The organism is Streptomyces sp. JW3 (genome assembly GCF_052216785.1).
Classification (GTDB): Bacteria; Actinomycetota; Actinomycetes; order Streptomycetales; family Streptomycetaceae; genus Streptomyces.
Map to the genome: position 1 here is coordinate 25,229 of NZ_JBQOUX010000073.1, position 14,595 is coordinate 39,823.

Genomic DNA, 14,595 nt, shown 5'->3' on the forward strand with positions numbered 1-14,595 from the left:
CGCGGCCTGCCCCCGCCCGTCAGCGAGTGCTCAGTAGCACTCGACGCCGTCGCCGGAGCCCTTCTTCAGCGACATGTGCAGACCGCTGAGCTTGAAGGTTCCGGCGGTGGTGGCCCACGCCGTCTGCTTCACGTCGGTCAGCTTGGCCTCAGTGGCCTGCTGGGCGAAGCCGCCCGCGCTGGCCCGTCCCTGCGAGACCTCTGCCTTCTTCTGCTTGGGTCCCTTGCTGATGGACCCGGCAGCCACACCGATGTCGATGTTGGTGAAGGTGGCGTCCGCCTGCAGATCCGCGACGTCGATGTAGAGCTGCTCGGCGTGGACCGCTTCCTGCTTCTTGGAAGTGTCACCCGCCTCCAGCCGCAGGGTGATGTCGCCCAGCACCGGGATCTTCGTGACGACCGACTGGCACAGCTTGTCGATCTCGGCGCTCTTGAACGCCGAGACGGCCACGGCGTTACGGCCGCTCGCGCCGTCGTTGTAGGCCCCGTACTGCGAGAACCCGTGACCGGTCAGCTCCTTGGCGCTGACCTTGAACTGCTGCCCCGACACACTGAACGAAGCGGCCAACGCACCCTGCGCCAGAGCAACGCCTATCGCGGCCGTCGCGGCGACGCTGGGCACCATGACCACAGCGAACCGCTTCCATCTGGTCCCACCACGCGCTTGGGACTCCATATTTCCTCCTTCTCGGACGTACATCTCCTGGCCTCGGCTCGCCCCCTAGAGCGGCGGCTCGGCCGGGCAGGGATGGGAGAAGTGCTACGTCCTCGGGAAGGAGAGCGCCCGTACTCGACGGCGCGCACCACGCGCCCGAATCACCGGCGATCACCCCCGAGCGACAACCACTGGTCGCGCCTGACACACATCACGCACAACCTTGCCGGACAGGCTCCGCCACAACGGCGAAGACCCCCCTGCCCAAGGGCCGGCTCCTCTGCCGCCGGTCCTGCTCGGTGGGGACCCAGGAAGCCCGCGACCCGATTGGCTGTCGGGGGACGGGAACGGACCGAGCGTGGCCGATCGTGGTGCATTCTCGCCGCCCGCACAAGGGGCGCCGTTACTGGCTAGTAACGGGGCGATAACCAAGGGTCGACGCAGCGGTCCCGCCCGGCGACGCTCGGTGTCTCCGGGCAAGGGGACAAAGCAATCCCGCACCGGACAGAGACCGACATTCCACCGGCGGCGACTTACTCGCAGTAACAGCGGCCAGGATTCCCAAGTTTTGGCAAAACACGGCTGTACTGCGGCTCCGCCGACGTTTCCCTTCACACCGGCACCGCCCGGCCGCAAGATCATCGGCCGGGCGGTAGGGAGAGGTACGGCCCGGTCAGAACAGCGCGCGGGCGAGCGCGCGGCGGGCCGCCGCCACTCGCGGGTCGTCGGCGCCGACGACCTCGAACAGCTCCAGCAACCGCACCCGTACGGCATCCCGTTCGTCACCGAAGGTGCGCTTCACCGTGTCGATGAGCCGCCCGAAGGCGTCCTCCACATGACCGCCCACCAGATCCAGGTCGGCGGCGGCGATCTGCGCCTGCGCGTCGCCCGGCTGCTCGGCGGCGTCCTTGCGCACTTGCTGCGGGTCCAGGTTCTGCACCCGCTGGAGCAATTCGGCCTGGGCGAGGCCGAGTTTGGCCTCCATGTTGCCCGGGTCCTCGTTCAGTACGTTCTGGTACGCGCGGACCGCGCCGCCCAGGTCGCCCGCGTCCAGGGCCTGTACGGCGGCCTCCAGCGCGGCGTCGTGCGGTCCGGCCGGCGCGGCCGGGGCCTCGTGCACGGCACCCGGGTCGGCCTCGGGGTCGACGACCAGGCCGGTCAGGCCGAAGCGCTGCTCGGCGACCTGCACCAGCTGGTCCAGGGTCTCGCGGATCTGGGACTCGCCGGCGGCGCCCTGGAAGAGCGGCAGCGCCTGCCCGGCGACCACCGCGAAGACGGCCGGGATGCCCTGGATGCCGAACTGCTGCATCAGCATCTGGTTGGCGTCGACGTCGATCTTGGCGAGCACGAACCGGCCGCCGTACTCGACGGCGAGCCGCTCCAGGACCGGGCTCAACTGCTTGCAGGGCTCGCACCACTCGGCCCAGAAGTCGATGACGACCGGGACCTCGGTGGACCGCTGGAGGACATCGCGCTCGAAGCCCGCCTCGTCGACGTCGAGGACCAGGTCGGCGGGTGAGACGGCACCCCCGCCGCCCTCCCGCGCGGCCTGGGCGCGCGCCTGCTCCGCCTTCGCCTTGGCCTCCTGGGCCGCCTTCACCGCGGCGAGGTCGACGACTCCGCTCATGGACATGTTCCGTGGCTGCATACGCCTATCCTCCCCCGTACTACGCGCGTCCGTGAAAAGCGGCCTGAAACCCGCTCTGAAGTGTGCTGTTCGGCGCCGGGTCCCCACCTGGCGCCGGTGGTCGTCGCTCCAGCGGGATCGCCCCCTGCTTTCGCTACGCCTCGTAGCGTAATGCCCGTCGCACCCCCCGCGAAACGGCCCCCCGGTGATCTCCCTCACCACCGCCCCCGGCAAACCCGCGGTTATGGTCGGGGGATGCCGAACAGCTCGCCCACAGGTCGCTCCGGCCGTCCCCGCAGCGCCGCGGCCGACGCCGCGATCCTGGCCGCGACGCGGGCGGCACTGGTCGACCTGGGCTGGTCGAAACTGACCCTGGGGGATGTCGCGACCCGGGCCGGGGTCGCGAAGACCACCCTCTACCGCCGCTGGGCGGGCAAGAACGAATTGGTCGTCGACGCGGTCGCCGAACTCTTCGACGAACTGCGCCTGCCCGACCGCGGCTGCCTGGCCGCCGACATCGAGGGCGTGGTCCACCAGTTCGCGACGATCCTGGACCGTCCGGAGGCCAGGAGCGGCCTGATGGCGGTGGTGTCGGAGTCCACCCGGGACGAGGCCCTGCGCGAACGCATCCGCTGCTCGATCGTGGAACGCCAGAAACGCCTGGTCCTGGAGGGCCGCGCCCGCGCCCAGGCCCGCGGCGAACTCCCGCCCCAGCCCGACCCGGCCGAGGCCGCCCGCACCGCCGACCTGATCTTCGACATGGTGGCGGGCGCGGTGGTGCACCGCACCCTGGTGAGCGCCGAGCCGGCGGACGCCGCATGGATTCGGGGGCTGTCCCGGGTACTGCTGCTGGGGCTGGCCACGGCGGCGGAACACCGAACCGGCTGACCGGCCGCCGTGCCGCGTGCCAGACTCGGCGCATGGGGAACCGGCGTCCCGGCCGTGGCTCACCAGCGCCACGGCTCTCCTTCCCAGAGATGCTCTCCTTCGCGCTGCTCGTCCTCTTCGCGCTGACGCTTCTCTGGTGCTCCAGTTACGCACTCAGCAGAACGCACGGCAGTGCCGTGTGGTTCCTCAACTGGGGCGCGGCAGCGGTAGCGGTGCTGGCCGCCCTCGCGGCCCCGAAGATGACGGACGCGCTGGCCAAGAGGAACAGGCCGGTCCGAAGAACGTCGGCGTCCTACGAGGCACAGGTGCGCTCGGCCCTGACGGAGATCGCCCAGGACGAGGCCGAGGACGCGCTGGGCCTCGCGACTTCGCTCCTCGCCCGCTCACGCCTTCCGGACGTCCCGCCGCTGGAGACCGCGGCGGCCACCGCCCAAGGTCTGACGGACATCTTCTCGGCCCTTGGCCCTCCTCCCCTCGGGATCAGGAGGAAGTACTCCGGCGGCGGTTCCGGGTCGGGTGACGGTGTGGGTGCGGGACCAAGGGGGAGCAGTGCCTGAGGGAACGGAGATGGGGAGGGCCGAAGAGCTTGCCCTGTCCTATGCCAAGGAGTGGGCCCAGCTTCCGCCTCAGCATCTCCGGGTGGCTCTCAAGACCCTCGAACCGGTGATGACGCGCCAGCACGAACTGGCGGTCATGCGCGAGCGGAACCGGCACCGTCTGGACCTGCTGGGCCTGGTCGCCGGTTTCCTTGTGTCACTCGGTTCCGTCGGCGGCGCCCTCGTGTTCGGTCTCCACAGTGACTACTGGATGGCCGCCATCATGCTGAGCCCCAGTGTGCTGGCGGTAACCAAACTCTTCGTTCTGCGCAAGAGCGACGCGAAGGACGTGCGCGCGGCGGGCTCCGCACTCGGGGCGGTCACACAGCCCGGGGGCCCGCAGCCGCTGCCCTGAGCTTCGAGGCACCCGGCGTCCCGGGCGCGACTCAGAACCCCGCCGGTTCCGTGTACACCCCCCACTCCTCCCGCAGCACCCCGCAGATCTCCCCGAGGGTCGCCTCCGCGCGGACCGCGGCCAGCATGGGGGCGATCATGTTCGCGCCGGTGCGGGCCGCGTCCAGCATGGTGTCCAGGGCCGCGCGCACGGCCGTGTCGTTCCGGCCGGACCGGCGTGCGCCCAGCGCCCGCACCTGCTCGCGCTCGACCTCGTGGCTGACCCGCAGTATCTCCAGGTCGCCGGTGACCGAGCCGGTGTGGGCGTTGACGCCGACGACCCGTTTGTCGCCCTTCTCCAGGGACCGCTGGTAGCGGAAGGCCGACTCGGCGATCTCGCCGGTGAACCAGCCGTCCTCGATGCCGCGCAGGATGCCGGAGGTCATCGGGCCGATCGGGTGCTGTCCGTCCGGGTGCGCCCGGAGCCCCCGCTCCCTGATCTGCTCGAAGATCTTCTCCGCGTCCGCCTCGATCCGGTCCGTCAGCTGTTCGACGTACCAGGAGCCGCCGAGCGGGTCGGCCACGTTGCCGACACCGGTCTCCTCCATCAGGACCTGCTGGGTGCGCAGCGCGATCTCGGCGGCCTGCTCGGAGGGCAGGGCGAGGGTTTCGTCGAGGGCGTTGGTGTGGAGGGAGTTGGTGCCGCCGAGTACGGCCGACAGGGCCTCCACCGCCGTCCGGACCACGTTGTTGTACGGCTGCTGGGCGGTGAGGGAGACGCCGGCGGTCTGGGTGTGGAAGCGCAGCCACTGGGCCTTCTCGGACTTCGCCCCGTAGACGTCGCGCAGCCAGCGGGCCCAGATCCGGCGGGCCGCGCGGAACTTGGCGATCTCCTCGAAGAAGTCCAGGTGCGCGTCGAAGAAGAAGGACAGGCCGGGGGCGAAGGTGTCGACGTCCAGGCCGCGGGACAGGCCGAGTTCGACGTACCCGAAGCCGTCGGCCAGCGTGTACGCCAGTTCCTGCGCGGCCGTCGAACCCGCCTCGCGGATGTGGTAGCCGGAGACGGAGAGCGGCTTGTAGGCGGGGATGCCGGCCGCGCAGTACTCCATCAGGTCGCCGATCAGGCGCAGGTGCGGCTCGGGCTGGAAGAGCCACTCCTTCTGGGCGATGTACTCCTTGAAGATGTCCGTCTGGAGAGTGCCGTTCAGCGTGGCCGGGTCGGCGCCCTGGCGTTCGGCGGCGACCAGGTACATGCAGAAGACGGGGACCGCCGGGCCGCTGATCGTCATCGAGGTCGTCACGTCGCCGAGCGGGATGTCCCGGAACAGGACCTCCATGTCGGCGGCCGAGTCGATGGCCACCCCGCAGTGGCCGACCTCGCCGAGCGAGCGCGGGTCGTCGGAGTCGCGGCCCATCAGGGTCGGCATGTCGAAGGCGACCGAGAGCCCGCCGCCGCCGTTGCGCAGGATCATGCGGTAGCGCTCGTTGGTCTGCTCGGCGTTGCCGAACCCGGCGAACTGGCGGATCGTCCAGGTCCGGCCGCGGTAGCCGGTCGGATACAGGCCGCGGGTGAAGGGGTACTCGCCCGGCCAGCCGATCCGCTCGAAGCCTTCGTAGCTGTCCCCGGGGCGGGGTCCGTACACCGGCTCCACGGGGTCACCGGAGAGCGTCGAGAAGTCCGCGTCGCGCTTGCGCGCCGCGTCGTACCGGGCCTGCCAGCGTCGGCGGCCCGCCTGTATCGCGTCAGCGTCCATACCTCGAATTTACTAGGACGTCCTAGTAAATGTCGATGGCAGACCGCCGTACGGGTGTACGGCGGCAAGAAAGCCGGTGCTATGCCTTGGCGGCCACGGGGCGGCCGTCGGTGATCTTCGACTGGAGTTCCGGGGTGATCCGGCGCTCCACGAAGAACGCGGCCGTCGGGATGGTTCCGGCGAGCAGCACCCACAGCTGCTTCTTGACCGGCCACTTCGCCTTGGCGCCGAGGTCGAAGGCGAAGATCAGGTAGATGACGTAGAGCCAGCCGTGCGCGATGCTGACGACGCGGGTGAGGTCGTCGGCACCGTTGATGTCCAGCAGATACTTGGCGATCATGCTCAGGCACAGCAGGATCAGCAGCACGCCGGTGACGTACGCCATGACCCGGTAGCGGGTCAGCACGCTCTTTTTCATGGGTATGAGCGTAACGAGGTGTTCGGGGCGATCTTGCGGCGGGCCGGGCGCGTCCGGCGATCAGCGGGTGGCGCCCTTCGGCCAGAGGATCCGTACCGGGACACCGCTCCGCCGCGCGTACCCGACCACGTCCGCGGTACCGCCGAGGCCCCGGGCGGGCTCGCCGTCCCACACCGCGAGCAGTTCGTCGGACAGGCCCACGAGGATTTCCGAGCCCGCCATGTGCGCCTCGGACGTGGACTCGTCCATGCCGGTCTCATGGATGTCGGACGCCTGCCCCAGCAGCGTGTCGTAGGTGGCGCGGTGCTGCTGTGGAAGGGCATCCCGGTACCCGGCCGCCGGTACCACCACCTCCAGACGGCCACCGCGCCGCACCACGGCTTCGGCGAACCAGGCGTCGGGGCCGTCGGCGATGCAGGACACTCCGACCAGATCGGCCGCGTCGTAGGCGTTGACCGCCTCGTCGAGCATGTTCCGCACACGCCTCTCCGCGTCCGCACCGAGTCCACGGTGACCGGTGATACCCACCCGCATTCCTGTCCTCCTAGAGATAGATGCCGTGCAGGCGCTCGTCGAAGTCGCGCACCACCTTGGACGGCGCGGTGGTCGTGAAAGTACGGCGCACGGCGCGGGCCCGTTCCACGACGCGCCCGGACTTGTACGCCAGCCCGGCGTCGAGCGCCCGCCCGGCGAGGGCGAACGCCGATTCGACACGCCCGCCGGCGAGGTGACCGGCGGCGATGTCGAGTATCAGGAGCGCGCGCTGCTTCGCGTGGCCGGTGGTGAGCGCTTCCACATCGTCCGACAGCACCCAGTCGGCCAGACCGAGCCGCGCCCCACAGGACACGCGGCAGGCGGCCACCTTCGCCGGGTCGAACGTGAAGACCCAGGGCCAAGGCGGCGGATCCTCGGGCAACGTCTCCGCCGCCGCACGGCTCGCCGTCAGCGCCCCGTCGGCCGATCGGTGATCTCCCTCAGCGGCATGGGCCAGAGCTTCCACGGACAACAGCCACGCTTCCGCGACCGGTGGCCGACGCTCCCCGAGCACCCGTCGGGCCCGCCCGGTCAGGTTTAGAGCTTCGGTACCGTTTCCCGCATGCGCTTCGAACTGGGCCAGACTGCCGATCTGGTAGGCCGTCAGGAGAGGGTCCCCGGACGATCGAGCCGCTTTGACCGCGGAGCCGTACCAGGCGCGCGCGGACCCATGGTCACCCATGTCCCAGGCCAGCCACCCGGCAAGGCTCGCGGCCTCGCTGCCGACCGCCGCGAGTCGGGTGCGGTCACCGTCTGCCGTCGCCGCACCGGTGACGGTCTGGATCAACCGCATGTGCGACTTCACGGCCTCGGAAAGATCGCGGGACGGTGTGGAGCCGTCGAGTCTCCGGTATGCCGATGTCGACAGCCGCAGCGCGGCGGCCTGCCCACCTCCCGGGCCTGCCTTGTCGGGCAGTCCGCCGAGTACTGGCGTCGCCGCTGTCGCCGCGACGCCGCCGAGGAATTGTCGTCGGTCCACGTCATCATCACCGTTCACACGCCCCTGTGGGCGGCTGTCCGCGAGTCCCACCAGCGCGGGTGGAATGCCTAGGTGCGCGGCCGCCGCTGCCAGGACGTCCGTGCCGTATGTGCGTGGGCCACGTTTCTCCAGCCGGGAGACGGCTGACTGGGAAAGACCGATCGCGCCGCCGAGTTGCGCTTGCGTCATGCGCCGGTCCTGCCGGACAAGCTCGATGACCTTGCCGTAATCCCCGTTCCGGGATGCCTCTCGAACGGCTGCCGCCTGCCACCTCATGGCCCACCCCCACGTTACGAGTCCCCGCGGCACCGTGCGCCTGCCCGTACCCGCTCGGCTCATATCCGTATGCGGGTGCCGCATCTGTGATGGTCCCACAGCGCTGAGTGACCGTTGACTGATCACCAGAACAGCGACGAGTCCCGTACTGCGGACCGTTTCCCAGCCGCCCGAGAGTGAGGCCGCGATGACCGGCAGGACGGCAAGAGAGTCAGTGTCCGTAACCCCCCAACTGCATGCCCGCGGGGCCGGGCACCCGGGCTATGACATGTGTCTCGTCCGCCTGCCGCACAGCGCAGCCGTGGCACGTCAGGCGACGCGGACCACGATGCGGTGCTGGGGCTTGCCCGAGGACTCGACGGCGGACGCCGAACTGGTCGCTTGCGAGCTGGTCACCAACGCGGTTCTGCATTCGGGACGCCTCGACACGCAGGAACCCGGACACTGCCGTCTGACATTGGCACGCCCGGCCCCGGACACGGTCCGGATCGAGGTCTTCGACGGTTCCATGGCCCGTCCGGCGAAACGTGAGCCGCGGGAGGACGAAACGGGTGGCCGCGGCCTGATCCTGGTGGCGGCCGTCGCCGCCGACTGGGGCGTGATCCGCCACCGGGACGGCAAGACCGTCTGGGCTCTACTGAAGGTTTGACCGGGACCGGGACACCACGTTTCGGACACCAGCGAAGTCGAACCGGTCGCGGAACCTCACGCCGACGGACGAGCTCTCCTGACGGCGAATCGTCAGGCCGGCCTCGCCAAAGCCACCCGTGTCCGGGACCACGCTCGGGCATCCGGGCCGGTCACTCCTCCTCGAAGTCCCCCGCCGCCACCCGCAGCGGGCGGAGCATCGCGAAGATCTCGCCGCATTCCTCGGCGTCGTAGGCGCCCAGGCCGAAGTCCATCGCCATCAGGTCGCGGGTGGCGGCCTCGACCACCTCGCGGCCCCTGTCGGTGATCGAGGCGAGGGTGCCGCGGCCGTCGTTGGGGTTCGGGCGCTTGGCGACGAACCCCGAGGTGACCAGGCGGTCGACGGTGTTCGTCACGGACGTGGGGTGCACCATGAGCCGCTCGCCGATCTTGGACATCGGCAGTTCGCCCGACTTGGAGAAGGTGAGCAGCACCAGCGCCTCGTAGCGCGCGAAGGTCAACTCGTACGGCTTGACCACCGCGTCGACCTCGGCCAGCAGGATCTGGTGCGCCCGCATGATCGAGGTGATCGCGGCCATGGAGGGCACGCTGCCCCAGCGGCGCTTCCAGCTGTCGTCGGCGCGGGCGATGGGGTCGAAGGAGAGACTGAGGGGCTTCGGCACGGCATCAGACCTTACCGGCCGGTCACATGCTGGTCAGCTCCGTCCCGCTTTTCGGACCGCGGGACCCTTCGGCCGACCCGGTTGCGGGCATGGCGATGCGCCGCGCGACACGCCCGATATGTCACGATAAGCGCCGGATCGTTACGCATCGTTACCTCTGCTTCAGGGAGCAGCATGTTCCGGCTGATCCACACCCTCGCCGTCCTCACCGCCCTCGGAGTCACCGTGGGCTGCTCTTCCGCCGCCGACGTCGACGAGGCGTCGGTGGCCGGTGTCCCCTCCACGAAGGCCGGCTCCGAGTTCTGGGTCGATCCGGAGAGCCCGGCCGCCCGGCAGGGCCGGCTGTGGCAGCGGCAGGGCCGGAGCCAGGACGCCGAACTGCTCCAGCGGATCGCCGGGCAGCCGGCCGCGCTGTGGCCGGCCGGCGAGATCGATCCCACGCCGCTGGTGCGGCGGGCCACCCGGGCGGCGACGGAGGCCGGCCGGACGGTCCTGCTGACCGCCTACAACATTCCACACCGGGACTGCGGCCAGCACTCCGCCGGGGGCGCGGAGGACGCCGAGACCTACCGGCGGTGGATCGGGCGGTTCGCCGACGCGATCGGGGACACCGAGGCGCTGGTGGTGCTGGAGCCGGACGCCGTCGCGCACATCGTGGACGGCTGCACCCCGCGCGAACTGCACGCCGAGCGCGAGGGGCTGCTGAGCGAGGCGATCGGCCGGCTGAAGGCGCAGCCGAACGCCAAGGTGTACCTGGACGCGGGCAATCCGGCGTGGATCAAGGACCCCTGGGCGCTGGTCGAGCCGCTGAAGCGGGCCGGGATCGCGGCGGCGGACGGCTTCGCGCTCAACGTGTCCAACTTCCAGACCAACGAGGACACCACGGAGTACGGCAAGAAGCTGTCCCAGGGGCTGGGCGGCAAGCACTTCGTGATCGACACCAGCCGCAACGGGAACGGGCCGCTGCCGGGGGTCTGGTGCAACCCGCCGGGCCGGGCGCTGGGCACCCGGCCGACGACCCGGACCGGTGACCCGGTGGTCGACGCCTACCTGTGGATCAAGCGGCCCGGGGAGTCGGACGGCACCTGCGAGGGCGGGCCGGACGCGGGGCGGTGGTGGCCGGAGTACGCGCTCGGGCTGGCCCGCAACTCCGAGTGAGGCTGAGGGTTGGGGTCAGGGTTGGGGTCAGGGTTGGGGTCAGGGTTTCACCTGGATCCACTTCGCCTTTGACGGGGTGCCGTCGGCGTCCGTGACGAACAGCATGTACCAGCCGGGCGGGACCAGGGTGCGGTCCTTCGGGATGTCGAAGGTGACCGCCTTCCCCTTCTTGGTCACGTCGAGTTCGATGGAGCGCTGTTCGACGTCCGTGGTGTGGGTGACGGCGCTGGGGCGCATCAGCCGGGCCTTGGCCACCCGGTCGGGGTGGTCGGTGCGGTAGGTGACGCGGTGGTTGGCGTCGAGGGTCTTCGGGCCGTCCTTCAAGGCCGGGCGGGCGGCCGTGTTGCGGTGCAGGGCCGGTGGTGTGAAGACCTCCATGCGCTGCTCGAAGTGGCCCAGCTTGGTGTTCTGCTGGTCGTCGAAGAGCGGGTCGGAGCCGAACGTGGCGACCCGGCCGTCGGGCAGCAGCAGCGCCTCGGAGTGGTAGTTGCGGCCGACGGCGGGGGCTGCGGCCTCCGTGAAGGCGTTGCTCTTCGGGTCGTAGACCTGGGCCTTGAGGATGTTGCTGGCGCTGCGGCCGCGGTAGTCGCTGGAGCCGTTGGAGGTGAAGACGGTGTCGTCCGGCATGATCACGCTGTTCAGGTAGCGGGTGCCCTGCGGGAGGTCGGGGCCGGGCTTGAAGACCGGGTTGTCCTTCTTGAGGTCGACCACGGCCGTGCGCTCGGTCGACTTCTTCGACTCGCCCACCCCGCCGCCGCCCAGCACCATCACCTTCTGGTCCTGCGCGGGGGGCAGCAGGAGGGACGCGGAGGTTTCGAGCTGGTCGGGGTCGGTGAGGCCGGGGACCGGCTTGAAGGTGTTGGTCTTCAGGTCCCACAGGCCCGGGACGCGGCCCTTCTCGGCGGGGCCGTAGCCGGCGTTGGAACCGGAGTAGAACAGCTTGCCGCCCTTGGTGAGGAACAGGGCCGGGTAGGTGGGGAAGTAGCGCTTGGGGCCCGGTGACCATTCCTTGGTGTCCGGGTCGTAGATCTCGTTGTCGCCCGGGTCGATCACGCCCACGTCGTCCAGACCGGAGGCGGCGAGGATGCGGCCGTCGTCCAGGCCGACCAGGGTCGGGTACCAGCGGGCCTTGTCCATCGGGTCGACCGGGACGTACTTCTCGGCGACCGGGTCGAACTCGTAGGCGGCGCGGATGCCCTGGAAGTCCTGTTTCTCCAGGGTGATCTTCTCGCTGAGGCCGTACGTGTTGTCCGCCGCCTCGCCCTTCAGGCCGACGATCTCGTACTGGGCCTGGGTGTCGGTGGCCGAGAGGGGGCCTTTCTCGACGGCCTCGACGAAGACGCGGCGCTCGCTGGCGGTGATCTTGGTTTTGTACGGCTGGACGACGCCGCGCTCGTCGCGGGTGATCTCGAAGGAGCGCTTGGCCTTGGGCAGGGTGACGTCGAACCGGGAGACGTACTCGACGCCGGCCGGCGAGCGGAAGCGGGTGCCCTTGGGGAGGTGCACGGGCTTGTCCGGGTTCTCGTTCTTCACCCGCATGCCGCCGCCGGCCCGGTCGACCTCGCCGTCCAGGAGTTCGTAGCGGGCGGTGCCGCCGGCCACCAGCATGCGGCCGTCGGGGAGCGCGGCGTGGCCGGAGCAGAAGAAGTCCTCGGGGGTGTCGACCTTCTTGAAGGTGTTCTGCTCCGGGTCCCACAGGACGGTGTCGAAGGAGCCCTTGTCGAACTTCTTCTGCTCGTTGCCGGAGCCCGCGACGATCAGCACCTTGCCGGTGTGCAGGAGGGCGGCGTGGATGGCGTTGGTGCGGTACTCCTGCGGGATGTCGACCTGGTTCCAGGAGCCGTACTTCGCCTTGTAGGAGGGGCGGGAGATCTTGTACGCGTGGTACTTCTCGCCGGCGAAGTCGAGGGCGGCGGGGGCGTTGAGCGCGGCCAGGATCGCCAGGCCGCCGACGCCGAGGACGGTCTTCTTGGTCTTCTGCGAGGGGGTGTAGGCCATGGCCTAGTTGCCTCCTGTCATCGTGCCGGAGACGGTTGAGGTGATGCCGGTGATGTTGGTGATGCCGGTGGTGGCGAAGGCGGGGGCAGCCGGGGCGGTGACCTCGGGCGGGGCGGCCGGCATCGGCGGGGGCGTGGGGGTGGGGGGAGCGGGGGTGGCGGGAGCGGGGGCTGGGGTTGTCCTGCGGGTGCGCCAGGTGGTGGTGGCCCAGACCGTGAACGGGGCCAGGGAGATCGCCGCGGCCAGGAACGCCCAGGTGCGCATCGCCACGTGGGTGTGGTCCAGGACGGCGGACGCGATCAGGGCGGTGACGAGGACGAACGCCCAGGTGAGGTGGATGCGGAAGGTCAGCGGGCGGTCGGGGCTGGCGCCGGCGCCCTTGGGGGTGACGATGAAACGGCTGGGGCGGCGCAGGAGCGCTTCGCTGAAGGACTTCAGGTAGATCGGCGCGGAGATGGCCGACATGGCCATGCCGGCCAGGCCGCCGGAGCCCTGCGGTTCGTGCGGGGAGACGTTGTGGCGGCGGTTCCACAGGTAGAGGCCGACCTGGAGGGCGGCGGCGTCGCTGTAGAGCATCAGCCAGACGGAGGCGGCCACCTCGGTGCCGGAGGCTCCGAAGCAGAGGAAGAGCAGGCAGGAGAGGATGCCGAGGAACCAGTTGACGGCCGTCATCGGGTAGTAGACGAGCATCAGGGTGTAGGACAGCAGGCGGCCCGGCGGCATGCGGAAGACTGCCTTCGCGTACTGCTTGATGAGGGTCTCGTAGGTGCCTCGGGACCAGCGCATCTGCTGGGTGAAGAAGTCGGTCCAGGAGGCCGGGCCCTCACCGACGGCGAGCACGTCGGGGGTGTAGACGGACTGCCAGTGGTGGCCGGTGCGGGGGTTCCTGCGGCGGTGGATCTCGAAGCCGGTGGCCATGTCCTCGGTGATGCTGTCGTAGAGGCCGCCGACCTGTTTGACGGCCGTGACGCGTACGACGTTGTTGGTGCCGACGAACATGGGGGCGCGGTAGCGGTTGCCGGCCCGCTGGATCAGGGCGTGGAAGAGGAACTGCTGGGACTCGGCGGCCTTGGTGACGGGGTTGTGGTAGTTGCCGTACACCTGGGGGCCGACGACGAAGGCGACGTCCGGGTCGCGGAAGTAACCGAGCATCCGCTCCAGGAAGTTGGGGAGCGGGACGTGGTCGGGGTCGACGGAGGCGAAGAAGTCGTAGGAATCGCCGTGCATGGCGATCCAGGCGTTGTAGTTGCCGTGCTTGGTGCGGGCCTTGTGGACGCCGGTCTTCTGGTTCCAGTCTGGGATGCCGTGGCGGGTGAAGTGGTGGACGCCCAGTTCTGTGCAGAGGGCCTTGGCGGCGGGGTCGTCGCCCTCGTCGAGGAGCCAGACGTCGAGCGTGCCGGGGTGGGTGAGGCGGGTGGCGCCTTGCAGGGTGGCGCGGACCATGTCGAGGGGTTCCTTGCCCGGGACGTACGTGGTGAGGAAGGCGACGCGGGTGCCGGGTTCGGGGGTGACGGGGACGGGGTCGCGGGCGACCATCGTGGCGTGGGCGACGGAGGCGACGTTGACGACCATGAACAGTTCGATCAGGCCGATCGATATGAGCATGATGACGTCGAGGGTGGTCAGCCAGGCGTCGGCGCCTTCTCTTTCCACCCAGTGGGTGGGCCAGACGAGGTAGACCAGCAGGGCGCCGGTGAGCAGCGGCGCGAGGGTCATCAGGAGGACGGCTTTTATTCGCTGGGGCTCGCGGGAGAGCAGTGAGGTGTACTGCACCCGGTAGGCGGTGCCGGACGGCTCCGTGAGCGGTCCGGCCAGTCGGCTGTGGGTGTCGTAGTCGTAGCCCTCCGGCCGCACAGCGCCCTCCAGTGAGTGGGGAGTGATCTAGCGATCTACCCATACAAAAGTGGAGATTTGGGGGCGTGTCGAACTGGGGGCGTCCAGGTGGGTGGGGGTACGGGTGCGCCTGCGGCGGCCTGCGCGGGTGGGGTGGGGGTGCGCGTAGCGCCCACTGGTGGGTAGTGGGTCGGGGCCGGGGTGGGGGGTGTCCGTCCTCGGAACGGCGCGGAATCG

General features: G+C 69.9%; 14 protein-coding genes. 5 read left to right on the forward strand and 9 right to left on the reverse strand.

What is annotated here, in order from left to right:
- Positions 1 to 30: 30 nt before the first annotated feature.
- Together ACTT8P_RS25995 and ACTT8P_RS26000 are read right to left on the reverse strand one after the other, a co-directional pair.
- Positions 31 to 675, reverse strand: a complete 645-nt coding sequence (locus ACTT8P_RS25995; RefSeq protein WP_442834171.1) for a DUF6230 family protein — start codon at positions 673 to 675, stop codon at positions 31 to 33.
- A gap of 652 nt (positions 676 to 1,327) precedes the next feature.
- Complete coding sequence (locus tag ACTT8P_RS26000) at positions 1,328 to 2,281, reverse strand: tetratricopeptide repeat protein (protein ID WP_442834172.1); 954 nt, start codon at positions 2,279 to 2,281, stop codon at positions 1,328 to 1,330.
- 255 nt (positions 2,282 to 2,536) lie between these two features.
- Between ACTT8P_RS26000 and ACTT8P_RS26005 the strand changes: the two genes are divergently transcribed.
- The 3 genes from ACTT8P_RS26005 (at position 2,537) to ACTT8P_RS26015 (ending at position 4,120) form a co-directional block, all read left to right on the forward strand.
- A complete protein-coding gene (locus ACTT8P_RS26005) occupies positions 2,537 to 3,169 on the forward strand; it encodes a TetR/AcrR family transcriptional regulator (RefSeq protein ID WP_442834173.1) in 633 nt (210 codons plus the stop codon).
- 89 nt (positions 3,170 to 3,258) lie between these two features.
- Entirely contained in the window at positions 3,259 to 3,726 is a 468-nt protein-coding gene (locus ACTT8P_RS26010) for a hypothetical protein (RefSeq protein ID WP_442834174.1), read from the forward strand.
- An 82-nt stretch (positions 3,727 to 3,808) separates the two neighbouring features.
- The gene (locus tag ACTT8P_RS26015) at positions 3,809 to 4,120 is read left to right on the forward strand and encodes a hypothetical protein (RefSeq protein ID WP_442834175.1); all 312 of its coding nucleotides are present in this window, start codon (positions 3,809 to 3,811) and stop codon (positions 4,118 to 4,120) included.
- Positions 4,121 to 4,151: 31 nt separating this feature from the next.
- On the opposite strand, the gene ACTT8P_RS26020 is transcribed toward ACTT8P_RS26015, so the two are convergent.
- From ACTT8P_RS26020 to ACTT8P_RS26035, 4 genes are all read right to left on the reverse strand, one after another.
- Positions 4,152 to 5,852 carry an acyl-CoA mutase large subunit family protein gene (locus ACTT8P_RS26020; protein WP_442834176.1) on the reverse strand — a complete coding sequence of 567 codons (1,701 nt, stop codon included), beginning with the start codon at positions 5,850 to 5,852 and terminating at the stop codon, positions 4,152 to 4,154.
- A gap of 79 nt (positions 5,853 to 5,931) precedes the next feature.
- Positions 5,932 to 6,270: a DUF3817 domain-containing protein gene (locus ACTT8P_RS26025; protein WP_442834177.1), complete on the reverse strand. Its 339-nt coding sequence runs from the start codon at positions 6,268 to 6,270 to the stop codon at positions 5,932 to 5,934.
- A 60-nt stretch (positions 6,271 to 6,330) separates the two neighbouring features.
- Positions 6,331 to 6,804: a hypothetical protein gene (locus tag ACTT8P_RS26030; protein ID WP_442834178.1), complete on the reverse strand. Its 474-nt coding sequence runs from the start codon at positions 6,802 to 6,804 to the stop codon at positions 6,331 to 6,333.
- Positions 6,805 to 6,814: 10 nt separating this feature from the next.
- Positions 6,815 to 8,143, reverse strand: a complete 1,329-nt coding sequence (locus ACTT8P_RS26035; RefSeq protein WP_442834179.1) for a helix-turn-helix domain-containing protein — start codon at positions 8,141 to 8,143, stop codon at positions 6,815 to 6,817.
- A 184-nt stretch (positions 8,144 to 8,327) separates the two neighbouring features.
- Here ACTT8P_RS26035 and ACTT8P_RS26040 point away from each other — a divergent pair, with 184 nt between their 5' ends.
- Positions 8,328 to 8,708 (forward strand): ATP-binding protein, encoded by a 381-nt coding sequence (locus ACTT8P_RS26040; RefSeq protein ID WP_442834186.1) that lies wholly within the window; start codon positions 8,328 to 8,330, stop codon positions 8,706 to 8,708.
- 151 nt (positions 8,709 to 8,859) lie between these two features.
- On the opposite strand, the gene ACTT8P_RS26045 is transcribed toward ACTT8P_RS26040, so the two are convergent.
- Complete coding sequence (locus ACTT8P_RS26045; RefSeq protein ID WP_442834180.1) at positions 8,860 to 9,369, reverse strand: MarR family winged helix-turn-helix transcriptional regulator; 510 nt, start codon at positions 9,367 to 9,369, stop codon at positions 8,860 to 8,862.
- A gap of 174 nt (positions 9,370 to 9,543) precedes the next feature.
- Between ACTT8P_RS26045 and ACTT8P_RS26050 the strand changes: the two genes are divergently transcribed.
- Positions 9,544 to 10,527 carry a glycoside hydrolase family 6 protein gene (locus tag ACTT8P_RS26050; protein ID WP_442834181.1) on the forward strand — a complete coding sequence of 328 codons (984 nt, stop codon included), beginning with the start codon at positions 9,544 to 9,546 and terminating at the stop codon, positions 10,525 to 10,527.
- A 39-nt stretch (positions 10,528 to 10,566) separates the two neighbouring features.
- Here ACTT8P_RS26050 and ACTT8P_RS26055 read toward each other — a convergent pair whose 3' ends face one another.
- Complete coding sequence (locus ACTT8P_RS26055; protein WP_442834182.1) at positions 10,567 to 12,525, reverse strand: galactose oxidase-like domain-containing protein; 1,959 nt, start codon at positions 12,523 to 12,525, stop codon at positions 10,567 to 10,569.
- 3 nt (positions 12,526 to 12,528) lie between these two features.
- Complete coding sequence (locus tag ACTT8P_RS26060) at positions 12,529 to 14,379, reverse strand: glycosyltransferase family 2 protein (RefSeq protein WP_442834183.1); 1,851 nt, start codon at positions 14,377 to 14,379, stop codon at positions 12,529 to 12,531.
- Positions 14,380 to 14,595 lie beyond the last annotated feature (216 nt).